Source organism: Pedobacter sp. CFBP9032 (assembly GCF_034045265.1).
In the GTDB taxonomy this organism is placed as follows: Bacteria; Bacteroidota; Bacteroidia; order Sphingobacteriales; family Sphingobacteriaceae; genus Pedobacter.
In genome coordinates, this window is record NZ_JAXCWE010000010.1 from 66,601 (window position 1) to 88,889 (window position 22,289).

The 22,289-nt window shown below is 39.3% G+C and carries 18 protein-coding genes; 11 read left to right on the plus strand and 7 right to left on the minus strand.

Annotated features, from left to right (window positions below):
• Positions 1 to 44: 44 nt before the first annotated feature.
• The 5 genes from SOM16_RS17325 to mdh all read right to left on the minus strand — a co-directional run bounded on the left by SOM16_RS17325 (position 45) and on the right by mdh (position 4,812).
• Positions 45 to 1,400: a HAMP domain-containing sensor histidine kinase gene (locus SOM16_RS17325; RefSeq protein ID WP_320465260.1), complete on the minus strand. Its 1,356-nt coding sequence runs from the start codon at positions 1,398 to 1,400 to the stop codon at positions 45 to 47.
• Positions 1,400 to 2,077: a response regulator transcription factor gene (locus tag SOM16_RS17330; RefSeq protein ID WP_320465261.1), complete on the minus strand. Its 678-nt coding sequence runs from the start codon at positions 2,075 to 2,077 to the stop codon at positions 1,400 to 1,402. Before SOM16_RS17330 ends, SOM16_RS17325 begins: the two co-directional genes overlap by 1 nt.
• Positions 2,078 to 2,519: 442 nt before the next feature.
• Positions 2,520 to 2,912 (minus strand): group III truncated hemoglobin, encoded by a 393-nt coding sequence (locus SOM16_RS17335; protein ID WP_320465262.1) that lies wholly within the window; start codon positions 2,910 to 2,912, stop codon positions 2,520 to 2,522.
• A gap of 76 nt (positions 2,913 to 2,988) precedes the next feature.
• Positions 2,989 to 3,414, minus strand: a complete 426-nt coding sequence (locus SOM16_RS17340; RefSeq protein ID WP_320465263.1) for an aspartyl protease family protein — start codon at positions 3,412 to 3,414, stop codon at positions 2,989 to 2,991.
• A gap of 459 nt (positions 3,415 to 3,873) precedes the next feature.
• On the minus strand, positions 3,874 to 4,812 hold the full coding sequence (gene mdh, locus SOM16_RS17345) for a malate dehydrogenase (RefSeq protein WP_320465264.1): 939 nt from the start codon (positions 4,810 to 4,812) through the stop codon (positions 3,874 to 3,876).
• A 184-nt stretch (positions 4,813 to 4,996) separates the two neighbouring features.
• Here mdh and SOM16_RS17350 point away from each other — a divergent pair, with 184 nt between their 5' ends.
• From SOM16_RS17350 to SOM16_RS17385, 8 genes are all read left to right on the plus strand, one after another.
• A complete protein-coding gene (locus SOM16_RS17350; protein WP_320465265.1) occupies positions 4,997 to 5,449 on the plus strand; it encodes a lipocalin family protein in 453 nt (150 codons plus the stop codon).
• 741 nt (positions 5,450 to 6,190) lie between these two features.
• A complete protein-coding gene (dnaE, locus tag SOM16_RS17355; protein WP_320465266.1) occupies positions 6,191 to 10,624 on the plus strand; it encodes a DNA polymerase III subunit alpha in 4,434 nt (1,477 codons plus the stop codon).
• Positions 10,625 to 10,808: 184 nt separating this feature from the next.
• Positions 10,809 to 11,129: a thioredoxin gene (trxA, locus tag SOM16_RS17360; protein WP_010602362.1), complete on the plus strand. Its 321-nt coding sequence runs from the start codon at positions 10,809 to 10,811 to the stop codon at positions 11,127 to 11,129.
• Positions 11,130 to 11,227: 98 nt separating this feature from the next.
• On the plus strand, positions 11,228 to 12,442 hold the full coding sequence (locus SOM16_RS17365) for a PQQ-dependent sugar dehydrogenase (protein WP_320465267.1): 1,215 nt from the start codon (positions 11,228 to 11,230) through the stop codon (positions 12,440 to 12,442).
• Between the two features lie 167 nt (positions 12,443 to 12,609).
• The gene (locus tag SOM16_RS17370; RefSeq protein ID WP_320465268.1) at positions 12,610 to 13,527 is read left to right on the plus strand and encodes a DUF58 domain-containing protein; all 918 of its coding nucleotides are present in this window, start codon (positions 12,610 to 12,612) and stop codon (positions 13,525 to 13,527) included.
• Positions 13,528 to 13,649: 122 nt separating this feature from the next.
• The gene (locus SOM16_RS17375) at positions 13,650 to 15,386 is read left to right on the plus strand and encodes a thiamine pyrophosphate-dependent enzyme (protein ID WP_320465269.1); all 1,737 of its coding nucleotides are present in this window, start codon (positions 13,650 to 13,652) and stop codon (positions 15,384 to 15,386) included.
• Positions 15,387 to 15,406: 20 nt separating this feature from the next.
• Positions 15,407 to 15,865, plus strand: a complete 459-nt coding sequence (locus SOM16_RS17380; protein WP_320465270.1) for a redoxin domain-containing protein — start codon at positions 15,407 to 15,409, stop codon at positions 15,863 to 15,865.
• Positions 15,866 to 15,875: 10 nt separating this feature from the next.
• Positions 15,876 to 16,394 (plus strand): DsbA family protein, encoded by a 519-nt coding sequence (locus SOM16_RS17385; RefSeq protein WP_320465271.1) that lies wholly within the window; start codon positions 15,876 to 15,878, stop codon positions 16,392 to 16,394.
• Between the two features lie 341 nt (positions 16,395 to 16,735).
• Here the strand turns inward: SOM16_RS17385 and hppD are convergent, their stop codons facing one another.
• On the minus strand, positions 16,736 to 17,866 hold the full coding sequence (gene hppD, locus SOM16_RS17390; protein ID WP_320465272.1) for a 4-hydroxyphenylpyruvate dioxygenase: 1,131 nt from the start codon (positions 17,864 to 17,866) through the stop codon (positions 16,736 to 16,738).
• A 106-nt stretch (positions 17,867 to 17,972) separates the two neighbouring features.
• Positions 17,973 to 19,130 (minus strand): homogentisate 1,2-dioxygenase, encoded by a 1,158-nt coding sequence (locus SOM16_RS17395; protein ID WP_320465273.1) that lies wholly within the window; start codon positions 19,128 to 19,130, stop codon positions 17,973 to 17,975.
• A 388-nt stretch (positions 19,131 to 19,518) separates the two neighbouring features.
• On the opposite strand from SOM16_RS17395, the gene SOM16_RS17400 reads away from it, so the two are divergent.
• The 3 genes from SOM16_RS17400 (at position 19,519) to SOM16_RS17410 (ending at position 22,177) form a co-directional block, all read left to right on the plus strand.
• Positions 19,519 to 20,514 carry a fumarylacetoacetate hydrolase family protein gene (locus tag SOM16_RS17400; RefSeq protein ID WP_320465274.1) on the plus strand — a complete coding sequence of 332 codons (996 nt, stop codon included), beginning with the start codon at positions 19,519 to 19,521 and terminating at the stop codon, positions 20,512 to 20,514.
• Positions 20,515 to 20,662: 148 nt separating this feature from the next.
• Positions 20,663 to 21,061, plus strand: a complete 399-nt coding sequence (locus SOM16_RS17405; protein WP_320465275.1) for a four helix bundle protein — start codon at positions 20,663 to 20,665, stop codon at positions 21,059 to 21,061.
• Between the two features lie 228 nt (positions 21,062 to 21,289).
• Positions 21,290 to 22,177 carry a flavin reductase family protein gene (locus SOM16_RS17410; RefSeq protein WP_320465276.1) on the plus strand — a complete coding sequence of 296 codons (888 nt, stop codon included), beginning with the start codon at positions 21,290 to 21,292 and terminating at the stop codon, positions 22,175 to 22,177.
• Positions 22,178 to 22,289: the final 112 nt, after the last annotated feature.

Genomic DNA, 22,289 nt, shown 5'->3' on the forward strand with positions numbered 1-22,289 from the left:
TCAACTAGGAGGGGTGTATAATGACAAATATATAAAAAATACTGCTACAGGCTAAATAATGGTAGTATTATTTTGATTTCCGTTCCAATTCCCTCCTGAGATTTGATGGCGATGCTCCCGCGGTGCAACCTAATAATATTTAAAGATAGGGGTAAGCCAACACCATAACCTTTATAAGCGTTGGTGTTGGATGCCCGATAAAATGGTTCAAAAATATGCTGAATATCAGTTTGCGGAATGCCTATTCCCCGATCTGTTACCGCGACTGACAGGGTTTGTCCATTACTTTCAATTCCTATACTCACGGGCTTCTCGTTAGAATATTTGCAGGCATTGCTTACCACATTAGATATAGCCAGCTTGATCAGGTTTTTGTTAACCTTCAGTACTAACAGCGATTCCTCTTCTGGTAATTTACTAAAGTCAATTTGAATAGTGCTGTGGGGATAAACCTGATTCACTGAATCTTTGATTTCCCAGAGCAGTTCATCCATCCGTACTTCTTCCCAAGGCTGGTTTTTTCCATTAAAGCCTGATTGTGCCAGGCCCAGTAAGCTGGTGAGGATATGTTCCAGTCGTTCAGCTTCATCTTTAATTTTAACCAGCGCCCGTTGCTGTTGGGTCGGATCCTGACCAGGTTTCATAGCTAGTTCAACTTCTCCGCTAATGACTGTTAGGGGTGTTCTCAGTTCGTGAGAGGCATTGCTGATGAAATTATTTTGTGTCTCGAATGCAGTTTCCAGGCGGTTTAACATATTGTTAAAGGTTTGGGCCAGTTGCGACATTTCATCGCTTCCTTTTTTAACCTCCAGGCGCATGTGTAAATTTTCTGCCTTTATTTTCTTTACACTTTTAATGATGTTTCTAAGCGGAGTAAGCATGTAATCGGAGAACTTCCACCCCACTACAAATGATAAGATAATGGAGAGGAAAAATCCAATGATTAGAATTTTCTGCAAATCCTCCAGCTCGCGAAAGCCAAAAGGATCGTTGGCTGAAATAATAACAATGTAGCCGCCTTTGGATGTTTTAAAATATTTTCCCGCATAAAAATGATTTTCCACCCTGTAGCGAGCCATTGCACCCGAATTTATTTTGCTGTAAAAACTTTTAGGTAGCTCACGGTCAACCTGTGAGGTGGTCTTTTTAGGATCGATGATAAATTCCTGCTCCGATGGAAGACGCTCCAGATATTGGTTACGCATTTTAGCATAAACACCATTGTTATGGTCTTCGTATAATTTAATTTGTGCCGCGATATTTACCCTGGCTTCCAGTCTTTTATAGAAATCTTCAAAAGCAAATTCATTAGAGAAATACCAGACAAAACCACTTAACAACGAAATGATTACCGCCGAAAGAATAGCAAAAAGTAAAGTGATTTTTTTGGCGATTTGCATTATTTTTCTTTTAGAACATAGCCCAGGCCTACCGCAGTATGAATTAGTTTTTGGTCAGCAATTTTATCAATTTTCTTCCGAAGGTAATTCACGTAAACATCTACCACATTGGTTCCAAGGTTGAAGTCAATGTCCCAAACATTTTCAAGGATATCGATTCTGGAGAGTATTTTACCTTTATTTTTTGCCATATATTCCAACAAGCGGTATTCTGTTGCGGTAAGCACCACGTCGGTTTTATTGCGATTAACCGTTTTTGCACTGAGGTTAATCTGTAAATCCGCAATGCTGATAATCTGATCGAGGTTAACCGTGCCGTGGTAGCGGCGTAGTAGCATTCTGATTCTTGCGAAAAGTTCGGCAAATTTGAAAGGTTTAACCAGGTAATCGTCCGCACCATTATCTAATCCGTTGACTACATTTTCGGTAGTACCTAAAGCAGTAAGCATAATTACAGGCGTACTGGGTTTAAGGTCTTTGATAATTTTACAAAGTTCAAGACCGTTAATGCCAGGAAGCATAATGTCCAGAATGATCAAATCGAAGTTATTCTCAATTGCCATTTGCTTGCCAATGAGTCCATCAGGAGCGATACTTACCGTAAAACCTTCATCTGTTAAACCTCTCGAAATTACTGAAACCACATTTGGCTCATCTTCTACTACTAATAAATTCATTTAGGGCAAAATAATTGTAAAAATTGCAGATTTACAAAATCTAAATTCATGTAATTTTCCAATATAATTGTTTTCAATGAAAGGAAGGTATAATTATTTGCCATTTTCTTAGCAGGTGTGGCCAATGGTGGGGAAAATGCTTTTCAAGTTTTAGGGTAATGTCAATAAAGCTTGCGAAATTCTTGAGTGCACAGGCGTTTGAAATTTTGTGAATTGATATCTAATTATTTCAGACAGCTTCTTAATGGGTTGCAGAACGCACAGCTTATTTAGCCTGTATGTTAATTTTTGCTTAGGTCTGAGATTCAGAAAATTAATTAAATGCCTTTTGCCACGAATACAATAGCGAGCACGATAATGATGTCGATCAGGATTTTAAAGGATTTCATATTAAGTTTATTTGGTTAAATAAATTTAGTATAAAACGCTCAAATCAAAGTGTTTAAATGATGTTGAGTTTTGATTTCGGAGAATTAATTTTGAAATGCATCAAATCCGCAATAGATTGGGCTTTTTGCTTAATGGTCTCTGCGTTTTCTCCAGCGAAAAGTTCATCAACAACCTCGTAAAAGATTGTTTTCCAGGTATTAAATTCTTCCGTTTTTAGAGGTGCTTTCTCGTTAAGTGCAAAGTGTGTGAGCATGGGGTTGCCTTTGTAAATCGCTTTTCCAAAAAGAACACTTTCCCAGAAATCGTACATTTTAGGCAAATGATGAGACCAATCAACATTGGCCACCTGGGTAAAGATAGGACCAATGGTTTGGTTATCTTGTACTTTACTATAAAAGTGATCAACTAAAAGGATAATGTCGGCTCTGGTTTCAATATCTTTCATAGTAAAATTTTCAATTACAAATGTCAACGAAAATGCCTGTATAAAAATGACTTAGGTTACTAAATGAATATGTTTGTTATTTATATAATCTCATAAGGAGTTTATCATAATTAATGACGGCTTTATATTGCATTAAAATATCGCCGCCAATGATTCCAACTATGGGTGGGTGACCAAACTGCTGATAAGTTTCACTAACCGATTGTAGATCAAACGCAACTGTTTCATAATTCTTCAACTTTAATTTGCCAATTTTAAGTTCTGGAATGGTGGCTTGAATAGTGGTAGTGGTGGTGAAGAGTGTTGCTGCATTAATTTCATCTGAAACATGAAGGGTTTCGGAAAGATGCTTTTCTATAATCGCTTTGTCAAACACACTTCTTGAAGCACCGGTGTCTAATACGGCAAAATGCGTTTCTTTAAAAACAACGATTTCAACCAGTAAGTGGAAACCATCATCTTGTAAGTTTATTAGTTTTAAAGGGATAGGGATTGATTTCATGTTTGTTTTTACCACCTGAGGCTAACGAGTTTTAATCATCTGGTTTATTTGGTGGTTGATTTATATTTTTACCACCTAAGACACCTAAGTAAGTTGAAGTTGCCTTAACTACTTATTCTAAGGTGTCTTAGGTGGTTAACTTATATTTTACCACCTAAGACACCTAAGTGAGATTAAGTTACCCTAACTACTTATTCTAAGGTGTCTAAGGTGGTTGATTTATATGTTTTACCACCTAAGACACCTAAGTAAGTTGAAGTTAACCTTATTCTAAGGTTTCTAAGATGGTTGATTTATGTGTTTTACCACCTAAGGCACCTAAGTAAGTTGAAGTTAACCTAACTACTTATTCTAAGGTGGTTGATTTATATTTTTGCCATCTAAGACACCTAAGACATCTAAGTAAGTTAAAGTTATCCAACTAATTATTCTAAGGTTTGTAAGTTGGTTAATAATGGTTTAAACTAACTTCATTTCTGCCAGCACACTGTTCATATTTCTAACCGCATCAGCACTTTTATTAAATGCCGCTTGTTCCTCTTCAGTTAATTTGAAATCGATAATTTTTTCCCATCCCCCACGGCCAATAATTACAGGAACCCCTAAGCAGATATCTTGCTGACCATATTCACCTTCCAGAGAAACACAGCACGTAAATAGTTTTTTTTCATCACGAACAATAGCTTCTACCAAAGTTGCACCAGCTGCACCGGGCGCATACCATGCAGATGTGCCAATTAATCCTGTTAAGGTAGCACCACCGACCATAGTATCTGCTGCAACTTTTTCAAGTGTTGCCTCATCTAGTAAATTGCTTACAGGTAAACTTTGGTAAGTGGCCAAACGTGTAAGTGGAATCATAGTTGTATCGCCATGACCGCCAATTACGAAACCTTGTAAATCATTTGGATTACAATCTAAAGCCTGAGATAAATAGAATTTGAAACGGGAGCTATCTAAAGTGCCACCCATACCAATAATACGGTTTTTAGGTATACCTAACGATTTCAGTGCCAGGTAAGTCATGGTATCCATTGGGTTGCTGATTACGATGATAATGGCTTCCGGAGAGAATTTTAAAATATTCTCTGCAACACCTTTCACAATGCCTGCATTGATACCAATCAAATCTTCACGAGTCATTCCCGGCTTGCGCGGCAGACCAGAGGTTATCACCACGACATCAGAACCGGCAGTTTTACTGTAATCATTAGTTACACCAATAATCTTGGTGTCAAAGCCGAGCAGGGTAGCGGTTTGCATCATGTCCATTGCTTTGCCTTCAGCAAAACCTTCTTTGATATCGAGTAGAACGAGTTCGTTGGCTAATTCCCTACGGGCAATATTATCTGCACAGGTAGCACCAACAGCGCCTGCACCTACAACCGTTACTTTCATATATCTATATTTTAATGGTTTGCTTCTCTAAATATTAATCGAAGGTAGAAATAAATATAAGGTTAAAAAATGCTTTTAAAACTTTATAATTCTGCCGGGGTTAATGATTGAGTAGAAAGGCTAAGGTTGAAAGATAAAGCAGAAAGGGCTAAGGCTGAAAAAATGATAATATAATAAAAAAAATATGGAAAATAAACCCATCCCCGATATTGATTATAAGGCCTTCGAAGGCAAGTGGTATTCTCTTTACTCCATCCCAGCTTTACTGGATAAAAATTGGAAACAGACCACTGAGACTTATACACTTAAAGATGACGATCATTTTGATGTACTGACGACATACCATAAAGAAGGTAATCCGGAAGAGAAAACGATTACTTCCAAACTGTTTTTCGATCACAATAAGGCTGATGGAGATATGAAAGCTCAGTTTTTATGGCCGTTTAAAATTGGCTATTGGATTATCGAAATTGGAGATGATTATAGCTACGTAGTGGTGGGGCATCCAGATGAAAAATATCTCTTTATTATGGCCCGTGAACCAAAGATGGAAGCTGATTTATTGGTAGATATTATTGAGAATTGCCGGGTGATGGGTTATGATGTGAGTGAATTGGTAAGCCAGGAACATTTTTAATCTGGGTCAATCCTGCATTTAGTTCGGGACGATTCAATGCGTAAAATTATCATTGAGAGGAGGCACGACGAAGCAATCTCTTTTATAGATTTCTTTGATGGAAATTGCGTCGGTACCGCATTTGGTCAAAATAATTTTCCCGCAGATTAAAAAAATTTCCACTGAAGTGAATCATAAAATTTGCGATGATCATTTAAATCTGCGGGAATAACCTTTATATCATGCTCGTCCATTTATATCCAAAAGATGCTAAATCAAGTTCAGGAGGACGATTCGCTGAGTAAAATCGTCTCTGAGAGGAGGCACGACGAAGCAATCTCTTTTATAGGTTTCTTTGATGGAGATGGCGTGAGTACCGTATTTGGTCAAAATAATTTTCCCGCAGATTAAGAAGATTTCCGCTGAAGTGAATCATAAAATTTGCGATGATCATTTAAATTTGTGGGAATAACCTTTACATCATGATCGTCCATTTATATCTTTAAGACTGAATCAAGTTCAGGGAGACGATTCTTCGAGCGGAATGGTCTTGGAGAGGAGGCATGACGAAGCAATCTATTCTGTGATTTCTTTGGTAGCGATTGCTTCAGAGCTGAAGTATCCGCTCTGCAATGATTTTTTCAAAACCCTGTTACTCAACTCTTAGCTATTGTTGATAAAATGTGACAAATACCCCTGTCAAATTCCTTATTTTTGAAGAACCGTTATCATTCCTGAACGGCTAATTCTTTAGATTACAATATGTACTTAATTTTCGATACAGAAACCACGGGTTTGCCTCGTAACTACAACGCACCAATTACCGATACGGATAACTGGCCACGTTGTATTCAAATTGCCTGGCAGCTACACGATGAGATGGGGAGGATGGTTGAGCATCAAGATTATTTGGTTAAGCCAGAAGGTTTTAACATCCCATACGATGCTGAACGCATTCACGGAATTTCGACCGAACTGGCCGACGAACAGGGCATCAGCTTAGCAGAAGTGCTGGAAAAGTTTAATGCAGTTCTTGCAAAATCAAAATTTATTGTCGGCCAGAATGTTGGCTTCGACGTAAATATTATGGGCTGTGAATTTCACCGTTTCGGGGTAGAAAATCGCATGGTAGAGATGCCTGTATTAGATACCTGTACCGAAATTACAGCAGATTTATTAAAACTTCCTGGCGGTAGAGGTGGCCGTTTTAAATTGCCAACATTAACAGAGCTGCATTCTTACCTGTTTGGCGTTCCTTTCAATGAAGCACACAATGCAACTGCCGATGTGGAAGCCACAACCCGTTGTTTCCTGGAGTTAATTAAAAAAGAAGTTTTCAAGAAAGAAGAATTACTGGTTGATGCGGAGTATTTTCCACGTTTCAGGGAAGTAAATCCCGTATCCATTCCCAGCTTTGGTATACAGCACGTCAATCTAAAATCAGCTTCTGATGAGATTCGCAAGCGACTGCAAAAAGCCGAAGGTGGCGGTGTTTCTAAACAGGAAATTGCCAGAAACAAAGAGGAACTGGCTTCTGCAACTTTCGTTCACCTGCATAACCACACCCAGTTTTCAGTTTTACAAAGTACCATTAGCATCCCCGCATTGATTAAAGCCGCTGCATCATTAAAAATGCCTGCTGTAGCCATGACGGATCACGCGAATATGATGGGTGCGTTTCACTTTGTAAATCATGTTTTAAATCATAACAAAGCAGCAGAGGCTAAAAATGCGGCCTCTATTGAAGCTGGTGAAAGACCTACCGAAGTGGTGATGACGCCGATAATTGGCGTTGAGTTTTTTGTTTGTAATGATCACCTGGATAGAAAGGTGAAAGATAATGGCTACCAGATGGTATTGCTGGCGAAGAACAAAGCTGGCTATCATAACCTGGCGAAAATGTCATCCATTGCTTATACCAAAGGGTTCTATTACGTACCCCGGATAGATAGGCAGGTAATTGAGCAATATAAAGATAATATCATTGTACTTTCAGGAAACCTTTCCGGAGAGATTTCTAACAAAATCTTAAATATGGGTGAAAACCAGGCAGAGGAAGCTTTGATCTGGTGGAAAGAACAATTCGGCGATGATTTTTATGTGGAGGTAATGCGCCACAGCCAGGAAGATGAAGACCGCGTAAATGCATCTTTAATTTCATTGGCCAAAAAGCACGAGGTGAAATTAGTCGCAACTAACAATACCTATTATATTAATAAAAAAGACGCCAATGCCCACGATATTTTACTTTGTGTAAAAGATGGGGAAAAGCAGGCCACGCCAATAGGTCGCGGACGTGGTTACCGTTACGGTTTACCTAACCAGGAATATTATTTCAAATCGGGCGATGAAATGAAAGCGCTTTTTGCCGATTTGCCCGAGGCGATTTTAAACATACAGGAGATTGTAGATAAGATTGAAATCTACAAACTTGCCCGTGAAGTACTCTTACCTAAATTTGATATTCCATCACAATTTCTGGTAGAAGAAGATGAAGTTGATGGCGGAAAGCGTGGGGAAAATAAATTCTTAAAGCACCTCACTTACGAAGGTGCTAAAATCAGGTATGGAGAACTTACGCCACCCATTATTGAGCGGTTAGATTTCGAACTGGCCACGATTGAGAAAACGGGTTATCCGGGTTATTTCTTAATTGTGCAGGATTTTATTGCCGAAGCGCGACGAAGAGATGTATCTGTAGGGCCGGGCCGTGGTTCTGCTGCGGGTTCTGTAGTAGCCTATTGTTTGTGGATAACCAATATAGATCCAATCAAATACGATTTGCTTTTTGAGCGTTTCCTGAATCCGGATCGTGTTTCCATGCCCGATATTGATATTGATTTTGATGATGAGGGCCGTGGACGCGTAATGGAATACGTAATTAACAAATATGGTTCCAGCCAGGTGGCGCAAATTATTACCTATGGAACAATGGCGGCTAAGTCATCCATTCGCGATACGGCTCGTGTGTTGGACTTACCATTGTTTGAAGCAGATAAAATTGCGAAGCTGATTCCAAATATGAAGCTGGCGAAAATTTTCAACCTCGATGAAAAGAGTTTGAAAGATGCTTTACGTCCGGATGAATATGAGCGGGTTCAGGAGTTGAAAGCAATGGGCTTGCTTAAAGATTTAAGTGCAGAAACCATTCAACAGGCGCAGGTTTTAGAAGGTTCATTAAGAAATACAGGGATTCACGCCTGCGGGGTAATTATCACCCCGAGCGATATCACCAATTTCGTTCCCGTTGCAACGGCTAAAGATTCTGATTTATATGTTACCCAATTTGATAACTCCGTTGTAGAAAGTGCCGGTTTATTAAAGATGGACTTTTTGGGGTTAAAAACATTAACCTTAATCAAAGACACCGTTAAACTGGTGAAGAAAAGGCATGGCATTGATCTCAACCCAGATAATTTCCCGATTGATGATGTCATGACTTATGAGCTTTTCCAGCGTGGAGAAACCATCGGTATCTTCCAGTACGAAAGTCCGGGAATGCAAAAGTACATGAAGGAATTGAAGCCTACCGTTTTCGACGATTTAATTGCCATGAACGCATTATATCGACCGGGACCAATGGAGTATATTCCAAGTTTCGTTCGACGTAAAAATGGGGAAGAGGAAATTCAGTACGATTTAGATGCCTGTGAAGAATACTTAAAAGAAACTTATGGAATTACCGTTTACCAGGAACAGGTGATGCTTTTATCGCAAAAATTGGCAGGCTTTACAAAAGGTGAGGCCGATGTTTTGCGGAAGGCGATGGGTAAAAAACAGAAGGAAGTTCTGGATAAAATGAAACCTAAATTTGTAAAGCAGGCCGCAGAAAAAGGCCATAATGCCACAACTTTAGAAAAAATCTGGAAAGATTGGGAGGCATTTGCGTCTTATGCATTTAACAAATCTCACTCCACCTGTTATGCCTGGATTGCCTATCAAACGGCTTATCTGAAAGCACATTACCCGGCAGAGTATATGGCTGCGGTACTGTCTAACAACATGAGCGATATTAAGCAAGTGGCTTTCTTTATGGAGGAATGTAGACAGATGGGCGTGGTGGTTTTAGGCCCGGATGTTAACGAATCAGACCTCAAGTTTTCCGTAAATGCCAAAGGCGAGGTTCGTTTTGGGATGTCTGCAGTAAAAGGTGTGGGAGAAAAAGCCGTAGAAAGCATTATTGAAGAACGCGGCGCTAACGGTCCTTATGCTTCAGTTTATGATTTCGCAAAACGCTCCAACACGCGGATTGTCAATAAAAAAGCTTACGAGAGTTTCGTATATAGCGGTGCGTTTGATGCTTTTGGAGGTCATAGGGCACAGTATTTCTATATTGGTCCAAATGATAAAATGAATGGTATCGAAAAGATAATCAAATTTGCCAACGACTTCCAGAACAATGAAAATACCTCACAGGCATCATTATTTGGAGGTTCGAAAGCGGATCTGATTTTAGAACCCTCCTTACCGGTTTCACCAGAATGGGCATTGATGGACCGTTTAAAATATGAAAAGGATGCGATCGGGATTTTCCTTTCGGGCCATCCCCTGGATAACTATAAGCTGGAACTTGATAAATTCTGTACCCATGGCGTGAGGCAATTGAGTATTATTAATAAAGTGCGGATGGGCGATACCAATGAAGATATTTTGGCTGAGTTTGCCAAACTTCAGAATAGGGAACTTTGTGTAGGAGGATTAGTGGTTGCAGCTTCTCAGCGAATTACAAAAACAGGTAAGCCTTTCGGTACATTTGTTTTCGAAGATTATGAGGATGCTTGCGAAATGGCACTTTTTGGAGAAGATTTCCTGAAATTTAAATCGTTCCTAACCGAAGGATATTTCTTGCAAATAAGGGGTAGGGTAGGCGAAAGATTTGGAAAGGCAGGCGATTGGGAGTTCAAAATTACGGCGATTAATTTAATGTCTGAGTTGCGGGATAAACTTACCAAAAGCCTAACTATCCAGGTACCAATCGAGCGGGTTAATGATGAGTTGATGAAAGAAATAGAATTGATTTTATCAGACAATAAGGCAAATTCCGATCAGCAAAACTGCCAGCTTAACTTCGCCGTTTTTGATAGTGAGAAGCAGATTATGCTAGATTTATCATCTAAGAATATAAAAATCAACCCTAACAATAAGTTTCTAGAACAATTGCTGGGTCTTAATGTTGTTAATTACAAGCTAAACTAAAGGTTTATTGTTGGTTATAGTTACGAGTTAAATGTTTAGATGTTAAATGAAAAGCTTAATTTTTATTCCCTCAATTAACAGATAACTTATAACCCATAACCTGTAACACAACAATGTCAAATTGACATTACATTATAGTTGGCATTGCAATTGAATACATATATTTGAACATAAAAAAATAATTATGGCATTAGAAATCACAGATGCAAACTTCGAGGAGCTTGTATTAAAATCAGATAAACCCGTATTAGTAGATTTTTGGGCAGAATGGTGTGGCCCTTGTCGCATGGTTGGTCCTGTAGTAGAAGAGATCGCTAAAGAATATGATGGGAAAGCAGTAGTTGGAAAAGTAAACGTTGATAACAACCCACAAATTTCAATGCAGTTTGGTATCCGTAACATCCCAGCTTTATTGTACTTTAAAGATGGTCAGGTTGTAGATAAACAAGTAGGTGCAGTTCCAAAATCAGTGTTGGCTGATAAATTAAACAAGCAATTAGCTTAATCATAATTAAGTTAGTCTACATATACTACCCGAATTCGTTACAGAGTTCGGGTTTTTTATTGCTTTATTTTTTGTTTATTTAATAAAAATATTTGATCATGCCTATCAATCTATTCAACAACAAAACATTAGGAATTATTATTGCGGGATTTGCCTTAAACTGCGTAAACGTGAAAAGCGTTTTAGCTCAAAATCCGGTAGAAACAGAGAAGCCTACTGCAGATTATAAACCTGCTTTTGCAGGCCAAACCAGAATAGCAGGGGTAAAAACAGAAACACCTTTGTCTATTTCCATCCTCAACGAAAAACTGGAAAACCCCTGGGGAATTGCGGTATTGCCGAATGGTGGATTTCTAATTACGCAGAAACAAGGATCGATGGTGATTTTAGGTGCGGATGGAAAACTGCTAAAGAAGGTTGAGGGTTTGCCAAAGGTTGATGCCTCCGGACAAGGTGGTTTATTAGACGTAACATTGGATCCTGATTTCGCAAAGAACAGAATGGTTTACTGGGCTTATTCTGAACCTCAGGCAAAGGGCGTTTTATTAGCTATTGCCAAAGGGAAATTATCCGCCAGCGAAACTAAGATAGAAAACCAAACCATTATATATCGGGCTACACCCGCACATACAGGTAAATTACAGTATGGATCAAGAATTGTTTTTGATCAATCTGGAAATCTTTTTGTAAGTGTAGGGGAAAGATCTGATAAAGAAGTCAGAATCCAAGCACAGGCTTTGAACTCTTCGCTCGGCAAAATTGTGCATCTCACAAAAGATGGTAAGCCAGTGCCTAACGGGCCATTTGCGGGTAAAGCAGGAGCAAAATCAGAAATTTATGCTTATGGATTTAGAAATCCAGATGGTTTGGCCATAAATCCTTTAACTGGCGACCTATGGGAGGCAGAATTTGGCCCACGTGGTGGTGATGAAGTTAACCTGATTAAACCAGGTAAGAATTACGGTTGGCCGATAATTACTTATGGGATTGAATATAGCGGAAAGGCTGTTGGCGATGGAATTCAGCAGAAAGAAGGAATGGAGCAGCCAGTTTATTACTGGAATCCAGTAATCTCGCCGGGCTCAATCGCCTTTTACAACAGCGATAAGATTCCGTCATGGAAAGGGAATTTATTTGTGGGTGCATTAAGCGGCTCACATATTATCCGTTTGGTAATCAAAGACAACAAAATTGTAGGCGAAGAAAGATTACTGGAAGGAAAAGGCGAACGCTTCCGTGATTTAGTAGAAAAAGATGGTGCTTTGTATGCGGTGACTGATAACGGCAAACTGTACAAAATAGCGGCTAAATAATTCCTGTTTCTGCAGGTGGAGACACACCCACCAATTGAAATGTCAACCTCGTAGAACTTAAAATCTACGAGGTTTTATTTTATTGCATATCGCTTTTTAGGCGCTTCAGTATACCAGCTGATAGAATAATGCTAAATTAATAACTCCTTTTTTATTAGCTTTACGATATGCAGGCAGTAAACTATGATCATGAAACCAGTTTTGGAAATCTCGAATTATTAGCGAGCCAGGTGGTAGAAGGTTTTATCACCGGATTACATAAAAGCCCTTTTCATGGTTTTTCTGTCGAGTTTGCTGAACATCGCCAATATAACAGTGGCGACAACGTCAAAAATATCGATTGGAAATTATTCGCCAAAACAGATAAGCTTTACAGCAAAAGGTTTGAAGAAGAAACTAATCTTCGTTGTCAGTTCGTAATTGACGTTTCTTCCTCAATGTATTTTCCAGAACCGAAAAGCAATAAATTAACCTTTTCTATTCAGGCGGCGGCATCATTAATGTATTTGCTCAAAAAGCAGCGGGATGCCTTTGGCCTAAGCCTTTTTACCGATGAAGTTTTGCTAAACTCACCTGCAAAATCAACCACTGTTCATCAAAAATTTCTCTTCGCAAAATTAGAAGAGCTTTTGGAAAAACCGAAAGTTAATGCTCAAACAAATATCAGCGAAGCCCTTCATCAGGTGGCAGATCTGATTCACAAAAGGTCGCTTGTAATTATCTTCAGTGATTTATTAAATACACAAAGCAGCCCGGAGCAAACCGATCAGTTTTTCGACGCTTTGCAGCACCTCAAATTCAATAAGCATGAGATCGTAGTTTTCAATGTGGTTGATCAAGCTAAAGAAGTGGATTTTAATTTTGAAAATCGTCCGTACCAGTTTATTGACATGGAAACTGGTAGTACCATTAAAGTGCACACCAATCAGGTAAAAGAGAATTATCAGATCGCCATTAATGCTTACCGTCAGCAAATTGCGTTGAAATGTGCGCAATACAAAGTAGATTTAATTAATGCTGATATTGCAGCTGGTTTCTACCCGGTACTTCAGGCCTATCTGATTAAAAGACAAAAGCTGGGATAATCAGTTTCTTAGTCAAATATTACAAAACCCTGTAAATCCCTGCAAACAATCCCATTGGTTTTGAAGTATAAATAGTAATCATAATAACTAAGGCGAATTGCCTAAACTTTAAGAATTATATCATGGCTAAAAATGTTGCAGAGCAATTAGTAGAAATGCTGGTTGAAGCTGGCGTAAAGAGAGTTTACGCGGTTACCGGCGATAGTTTGAATTACTTTAACGATGCAGTACGAAGGAATGGAAAAATTAAGTGGATCCATGTTCGGAACGAAGAAGTAGGTGCATTCGCCGCTGCCGCAGAAGCGGAACTGGATGGCTTAGCTTGCTGTGCAGGAAGCTGCGGCCCTGGTCACGTACACCTTATTAATGGTTTGTATGATGCACATAAATCTCACGTTCCGGTTATTGCCATAGCCTCTACCATTGATACCGGACAATTTGGAATGGACTATTTTCAGGAAACCAATACCACAAAATTATTTGATGATTGCAGCTCCTATAATCAGATTGCAACCACTGCCGCGCAGGTTCCCAGAATGTTTCAGGCTGCGATACAGCATGCTGTACACAATAAAGGCGTTGCCGTTTTTGGTTTGCCGGGTGATGTTGCGCAGCTGGATGCTATTGAAAGTGAAACTTCGATGCAATTATTTAATAGTAAACCGGTAATCAGGCCGAATGATAGCGACCTTAGTTTATTAGCACAAAGCCTCAACGAAGGTAAAAAAATCACCATCTATTGCGGTATTGGTGCTGCTGAGGCACATGATGAAGTAGTGGCTCTTGCAGAAAAACTCAAAGCACCAGTTGGCTTCTCTTTTCGGGGAAAAATGGGTATCCAACATAATAACCCTTACGAAATTGGAATGACGGGTTTGCTTGGTCAGCCATCTGCCTACCACAGCATGCACGAATCTGATGTGGTAGTGCTATTGGGAACGGATTTCCCTTACGAGAAATTCATGCCCGAAAAAAACAAAATCATTCAGATTGATGAAAGCCCGGAACGACTGGGAAGAAGAGCAAAACTTCATATGGGGCTTTGCGGCGATATCAAAGACTCGTTATCCGCTTTGCTCCCGTTAATTACTCCAAAAACAGACGACAGCTTTTTAAAGGCTCAACTGGAGTTTTATGGAAAGGTAAAAGAACATCAGCTTAGTTATGTGAAGGATCAGGGAACGGAAAATAAAATTCAACCAGAATTTGTAGCGGATACCATTAACAGATTAAGCGATCAGGATGCAATTTATACTGTAGATACCGGTATGTGTTGCGTTTGGGGTGCCAGATTTATAGATGGAACCGGACAGCGGAAAATGCTTGGATCTTTTAATCATGGATCAATGGCGAATGCGATGCCCATGGCGATAGGTGCGGCTCTTGCTTATCCTGAAAAACAAGTGATTGCCCTTTGCGGTGATGGTGGTTTATCGATGCTGCTTGGCGATCTGGCGACCATCAAACAATATAACCTGCCAATAAAAATCATCGTGTTTAACAATCGTGCATTAGGAATGGTGAAACTGGAAATGGAAGTTGATGGTTTACCTGATAATGAAACTGATATGATTAACCCCGATTTCGCACTGGTGGCACAAGCCATGGGTTTCAAAGGAGTTACGATCAGTAATCCTGATGATGTTGAAACAGGTATTGCAAATGCATTTGCCGAAAAAGGGCCTGTGTTATTAAACATCATGACTAATCCTAATGCGCTGGCAATGCCGCCAAAAATTGAATGGGAACAAGTAAAAGGAATGACCATTTCTATGACCAAATTAATGCTGGGTGGAAAAATGGGAGAAGTTTTCGATACCATAAAATCTAATTACAAACACCTGGGTGAAGTTTTATAACTTGAAAAAAATATAAAAAGATGTTAGAAAAAGGAACAGTAGCACCTGACTTTGAACTGCATGCCACTCCAGATCAAAAAATTAAATTGTCAGATTTTAAAGGCAAGAATGTTATTCTGGCATTCTATCCTGCAGATTGGAGTCCGGTATGTGGCGACCAGATGGCGTTGTATAATGAAATGCTAAAGTTTTTTAGTAAACACGATGCGCAGATGATTGGCATCTCTGTAGATAGTACCTGGTGCCATAACGCTTTTCAGCAGGATAGGAAATTGCATTTTCCGCTCCTGGCAGATTTCGAACCGAAAGGTGGAGTTTCAAAAGCTTACGGCGTTTACGATGATGAAGTAGGCGAGAGTAAACGGGCACTTTTCGTAATTAACAAGGAAGGGAAAGTTGCTTGGAGTTATTTATCACCAACGGCAGTAAACCCTGGCGCTGATGGAATATTAGATGCATTGGAAGAATTAGAAAAATAATAGACGCTTTATGAGCACATTAAAACCCGAAGTAAGCGGCAAAGATCATGTAGAAGGATCTGAGTCTGCATCCATTACCATTGTAGAATATGGTGATTACCAGTGTCCGCATTGTGCGCATGCCTATCCAATTATCAAAGAAATAGAAGAGACCTTTGTTAATCAGATCAAGTTCGTTTTTCGTCACTTCCCGCTTCAGGAATCGCATGAATTTGCCTTTCCGGCGGCAGTTGCCGCAGAAGCAGCTGGCCTGCAAGAAAAATTCTGGGACATGCACGATGCCCTATATGAAAATCAGTATAGACTAAGTGAGGATCTCTTTGCAGAACTTGCGGAAACCATTGGTTTAGACGTTGAGCAATTCCAAAAAGATGTTTTAGACAGTGGTGTAAAACAAAAGGTGGAAGATGATTTTGAAAGTGGTGTGCGGAGTGGTGTTAATGGAACGCCTTCTTTTTATGTAAACGGAACCAAGTTCGATGGCGGCCCGGATGAGCTTTTCGAAATGCTAAAAGAAAGCGCTGAATAACAAACAAAAAAACCTCATGTATTTTGCAATACATGAGGTATCAGATAAGGGTAACCGGAAAACTAAAAAACTAATTATGAAGTTTTTAGAATTTAACAAAACGGAAATCGCTTCTGGTGTTTTGTTATATCAAAGGTGCACTTCGTTTATGAAGTTTTAGTGAAGAAATCAATTAGGAGAAATGATTAAAGGCTTTTACTGCACATCAATCCTTGTTCCTTAATCTTTGCTCTTTTTTCTTTGCTCCTTAATCTTTGCTCTTTGATCCTTGATCTTTGCTCTTTGCCCTTTGATCTTTGCTCTTTGATCCTTGCTCCTTAATCCTTGATCTTTACTCCTCCTTACAAATTTCCTCTTAATTCCTGCTCACGTTCCAACGACTCGAAAAGTGCCTTAAAATTGCCAGCACCAAAACTTTGAGCGCCTTTCCGTTGAATAATTTCGAAGAATAGTGTAGGTCTGTCTTCAATTGGTTTGGTAAAGATTTGCAATAAATAGCCTTCCTCATCGCAATCCACTAATATCCCCAGGCTTTCTAACAACGCAATTTCTTCATCTATTTTACCTACACGTTGAGGCATCATATTATAATAAGCCTCTGGTGGCGCACTTAAAAACTCTACCCCACGAGACTTTAATTCCTTCACGGTCTTTACGATATCTTTTGTAGCTACGGCAATATGCTGTACACCTTCACCTTCATAATATTCTAAATATTCTTCAATCTGTGACTTCTTTTTACCTTCAGCAGGTTCATTGATTGGAAATTTCGAAAAACCATTCCCGTTGCTCATTACCTTGCTCATCAGCGCAGAATATTCCGTGTTGATCTGTTTATCATCAAAAGAAAGGATATTAACAAAACCCATCACTTCTTCGTACCATTTCACGGCTTCATTCATACGGTTCCAACCCACATTGCCTACACAATGATCAATGTACAAAAGACCGGCATCTGCAGGTTGGTAATCACTTTCCCAAACCCTGTAGCCAGGCAGAAAGGCACCTGTGTAATTCTTGCGTTCAATAAACATATGCACCGTTTCACCATAAGTGTAAATACCACTCATTTTAACTTCACCATTTTCATCAGTGAGCGTTTTCGGTTCCATATAAGGTTTTGCGCCGCGTTTAGTGGTTTCTGCAAAAGCACTATAAGCATCATCAACCCATAACGCAAGGATTTTAACCCCATCGCCATGCTTTTTTACATGCGCTGAAATGGGATGATCAGATTTTAAAGCTGTAGTTAGGATCAACCTGATTTTCCCTTGCTGTAATACATAAGATGCACGATCGCGAACGCCTGTTTCTGGCCCGGCATAAGCGAGACTTTGAAAGCCAAAAGCTGTTTTGTAATAATGAGCGGCCTGCTTGGCATTTCCTACATAGAATTCAATATAATCCGTTCCGTTTATGGGCAGAAAATCTGGTGCCTTTGATATCTTTTCTGCAAAAGTTTGTGTTTCCATTTGTGGTATTTTTGATGATCATTTTTCAGATCGTATATTAATAATTGTAAAGTTGTTTCTTGTGAAATAGACTATAGACTTTGAACTAAAGACTTCCGACTAACCATTACACCTGCCAGCTTTTGTGGTAATTTTCATCCTCAATCGAAATTGCATCTTCCGTGAGCATCAGGGGTTTAAAAGGATCAATCATTACCGCCAGTTCATCCGTTTTTTCTTTGCCAATAGATTTTTCCACAGTACCTGGATGTGGTCCATGCGGAATACCACCCGGATGCAAAGTGATTTGCCCTTTTACCACACTTTTACGACTCATAAAATCGCCATCTACATAATACAGTACCTCATCGCTATCCACGTTGCTATGGTTATAAGGGGCAGGAATAGAATCCGGATGGTAATCGTATTTACGCGGAACGAAGGAGCAAACTACAAAATTATGTCCCTCAAACGTTTGGTGTACGGGTGGCGGTTGGTGAAGGCGGCCGGTAATGGGTTCGAAATCGTGAATGGAAAAGGCGTAAGGATAGTGATAGCCATCCCAGCCTACGTAATCAAAAGGGTGTGTGCCATAAGTATATGGGTAAATTAACCCTTGTTTTTTAATCAGCACTTTGAAGTCACCATGCTCATCGTGGGTTTGAAGATGCTCTGGCAATCGCAAGTCCCGTTCGCAGTATGGGGAGTGTTCCATCAATTGCCCGAACTGGTTGAGGTATCGTTTTGGCGGTCTTAGCGGACTAAAACTTTCTACAATGAATAGCCTGTTTTGCTCATTATCAAATTCCAGTTGGTAAATTGTTCCCCGGGGGATGATCAGGTAATCGCCATAAGCAAATTTTATCTCACCAAACCCTGTTTTAAGCTTTCCTGATCCTTCATGAACGAAGATCATTTCATCAGCCTGGCTGTTCTTGTAGAAATAATCGGTCATTGATTTTTTTGGTGCCGCAAGTACAATGTGTAAATCACTGTTCACCAAAACGGGTTTCCGGCTTTTTAAGTAATCATCCTCTGGCTTAATATTAAAACCAATCAGGCTGGTATGTTTAAGGTGTTTCGCTCTCGCAATTTTTGGTTCTACGTTATAAGGTTCACCCAGGTGTTTTACAATGGTAGGTGGATAACAGTGGTAAACAAGCGAATATAAACTCGAAAAGCCTTCAGTAGAAACGAGTTCTTCAGCATAAAGATTTCCATCTGGCTTGCGAAAAACCGTATGGCGTTTTGCGGGTATCTGCCCCAATTTATGATAAACAGGCATATAGATTGATGTTAGGTTAGAAATAAAATCTAAAACAGTAAACAATAAAAAACGACGAGGCGTTCTAATTAAATACGATGGCGGAAAAGGCTATTAAGAATATTGTGCCATGATCAACTTAGATAGCATTTTATAGCGACGTGCAGCAATGGCGTCGTTCACTAAATTGATATGTAATGCTTTTAAGATCATGGTTTTGATGTTGCTAAAGTAAGTAATTTTTTGGCAAGAAGAAACTTTTAGGAATTTTAATTCGTTTGCTTTTATAGGTTAGAGATCTGAAATTTTTATCCAACGCAGATTTCTTCCTTTGGGCCTAACTCTAGTTGTGATGATTTTGAACACTATACCTTTTTACTATATTTACCACGTATTTTAACCAAATCCTATGAAATTCGTATCCTATAAAACCGAAGAAATTGTCCATTTAGGTCTGTTCATCGACGGACATATTTATAATTTAAATAGCTGTGATAAGTTACTGCCAGATAACATGAATGAGTTTTTGCAAGGTGGCGAAGTATTAATGGAGCGGGCTAAAAAGATTGATACGCAGATAAAAGAGGGAAGCCTGGAAGCCAAGGAAGAAATTTTTTACGAGATCCTTGCGCCAGTGCCAAACCCTACCAGCTGCAGAGATGGATATGCATTCAGACAGCATGTAGCTTCCGCTCGACGGAACCGGAAATTAGACATGATTCCGCAATTTGATGAATATCCTATCTTCTATTTCACCAACCATAACGCTATTCAGGGTACTGGCGAAATTGAGTGTATGCCAGATCATTTTGAAAAACTGGATTTTGAACTTGAACTTGCTGTGGTAATCGGCAAAAAGGGCAGAAATATTAAAGCAGCAGAGGCTGATGAATATATCGCCGGCTATATGGTGATGAATGATATGAGTGCCAGAACCCTTCAAATGGAAGAAATGCTATTAAATTTAGGGCCTGCAAAAGGAAAAGATTTTTCGACTGTTATTGGTCCGTGGTTAGTTACGCCAGATGAAATAGAACAATATAAAGTTGCCGCTAAAGATGGCCATATGGGGAATGCTTACAATTTAAAAATGACCTGCAGGGTAAATGGAATTGAAGTGTCTAAAGGCAATGCCGCAGATATGGACTGGACTTTTGCAGAAATTATTGAGCGTTGTGCTTATGGTGTGGATGTTCTTCCAGGAGATGTAATTGGATCGGGTACCGTTGGAACAGGTTGTTTCTTAGAACTGAATGGCACCGGGTTACTAAATGATCCCGCTTACAAAGCGCAATGGTTACAACCGGGTGATGTGGTAGAAATGGAAATCACCGGCTTAGGTGCCTTAACCAATACCATCACGAAAGCAGAAACTGATTTTTCTATTTTAGCTTTGAAGAAATAAGTTTATCGTTGAGAAAAGGTTGGGGAAAGTTGAAAGGTTCGAATGTTTTGGGCGTGAGTTGTATGTTAAAAGGTTGAAAAGTTTCTAAGCGTTTGGTATGCTTATCGCTGAATAATAGTATTCATGTTTTCTACAATATATTTTGAGAATGGCAAAAATTGAGAAATTTGAAGATTTAGAAATATGGCAGATTGCAAAACAGGTTGGGGTGGAAGCTTATCGTATTTCCGATTTGGAACCAATGAAATCTGATTTTGGATTAAAAGATCAGTTTCGACGGGCTGCAATGTCAATGTCTGATAATGTAGCAGAAGGATTTGAGTATAACAATAACCCTGATTTTATCCGTTTTCTGACCTATGCAAAAGGCTCATCTGGAGAGTTTCGAAATAAAATAATTATCATGTCAGAAGCAAAGAAACTATCTGATGTTAATTTTAAATTTCTCTATGACAAATGCATAGAATTCTCTTCCAAAACGAAACGATTCATCGATTATCTTCGAGACTTCGAAATGAAGAAAAAAGCATTGAAGAAAGGTATTTAGTCACCTATATTTCCGGTTGCTTATAGCTTCAACAATTTTACCCAAAGTGTAATGCATGCAAACTTTTAAACCATTTTCCACGTTAACTTCAATTGTTTTTAGCTTCAACAAGCTCTTAATTAGGCGCAATGCAAGCAACTTTTTACCCTTATTCCAACATTTAAACTTTCCAACATTTAACCCCTAACCCACACTAACCGCTAACCAATACTAACCCCTTTACTCAAAATGTTAACCTTAAAAACTGAAGACTTATCACCGGTGCAATTGCAGGATTACCTTCAATATGCGATAGCGCCTCGGCCGATATGTTTCGCCTCAACAATCGATGTTGATGGAAATATTAATTTAAGCCCATTCAGTTTTTTCAATATGTTTAGCACTAAACCGCCGATTTGTGTTTTTTCACCCGCCCGAAGGGTGCGCGATAATACAACAAAGCATACGCTTGAAAACGTGCTCGAAGTAAAAGAATGTGTCATTAATATTGTGGATTACGATATGGTGCAGCAGATGAGTTTAGCCAGTACAGAATATGCCAAAGGAGTAAACGAGTTCGAAAAAGCAGGTTTCACAATGCTTAAATCTGAACTCGTTTCACCACCAAGAGTGGCAGAAGCACCCGTGCAGTTTGAGTGTATTGTGAATCAGGTTATCCCATTAGGGGAGAGTCATGGGGCTGGTAATCTTGTTCTGGCAGAGATCAAGCTCATTCACATCAATGAAAACATTCTGAATGATGAAGGGAAAATTGATCAGCAGAAGATCGATTTAGTTGCCCGTTTGGGCGGTGATTGGTATTGTAGGGTAACAGCAGAAAATTTGTTTAAGGTAGCCAAGCCACTTGCTAAATTAGGGATTGGGGTAGATGCCTTGCCTAAATCGGTTCGCTTATCTAAAGTATTAACCGGGAATGACTTAGGGATGTTAGGGAATGTAGAGCATTTGCCATCTGATGAAGAAGTTGACCTGGTCGCTTCACTTCCGGAAGTAAAAGAAGTTCTAGACGCCACCATTGGTGATACCACGAATCGTGAGCGGGAATTGCACGAGCTTGCCCGGCAGTACCTAAGCGATGGTAATGTAGATGTGGCATTGAAGATTGTTTTGCTTTAGTTTATTTTGAGCAGACCAATCATAAAACGTTCGTTTAGATTTAAGGTCTTTTGATAGCTTTGATTATGCCTGGGGTTTTTACGATCCTTTCGAAGACAGAAAGTTGGGCTAT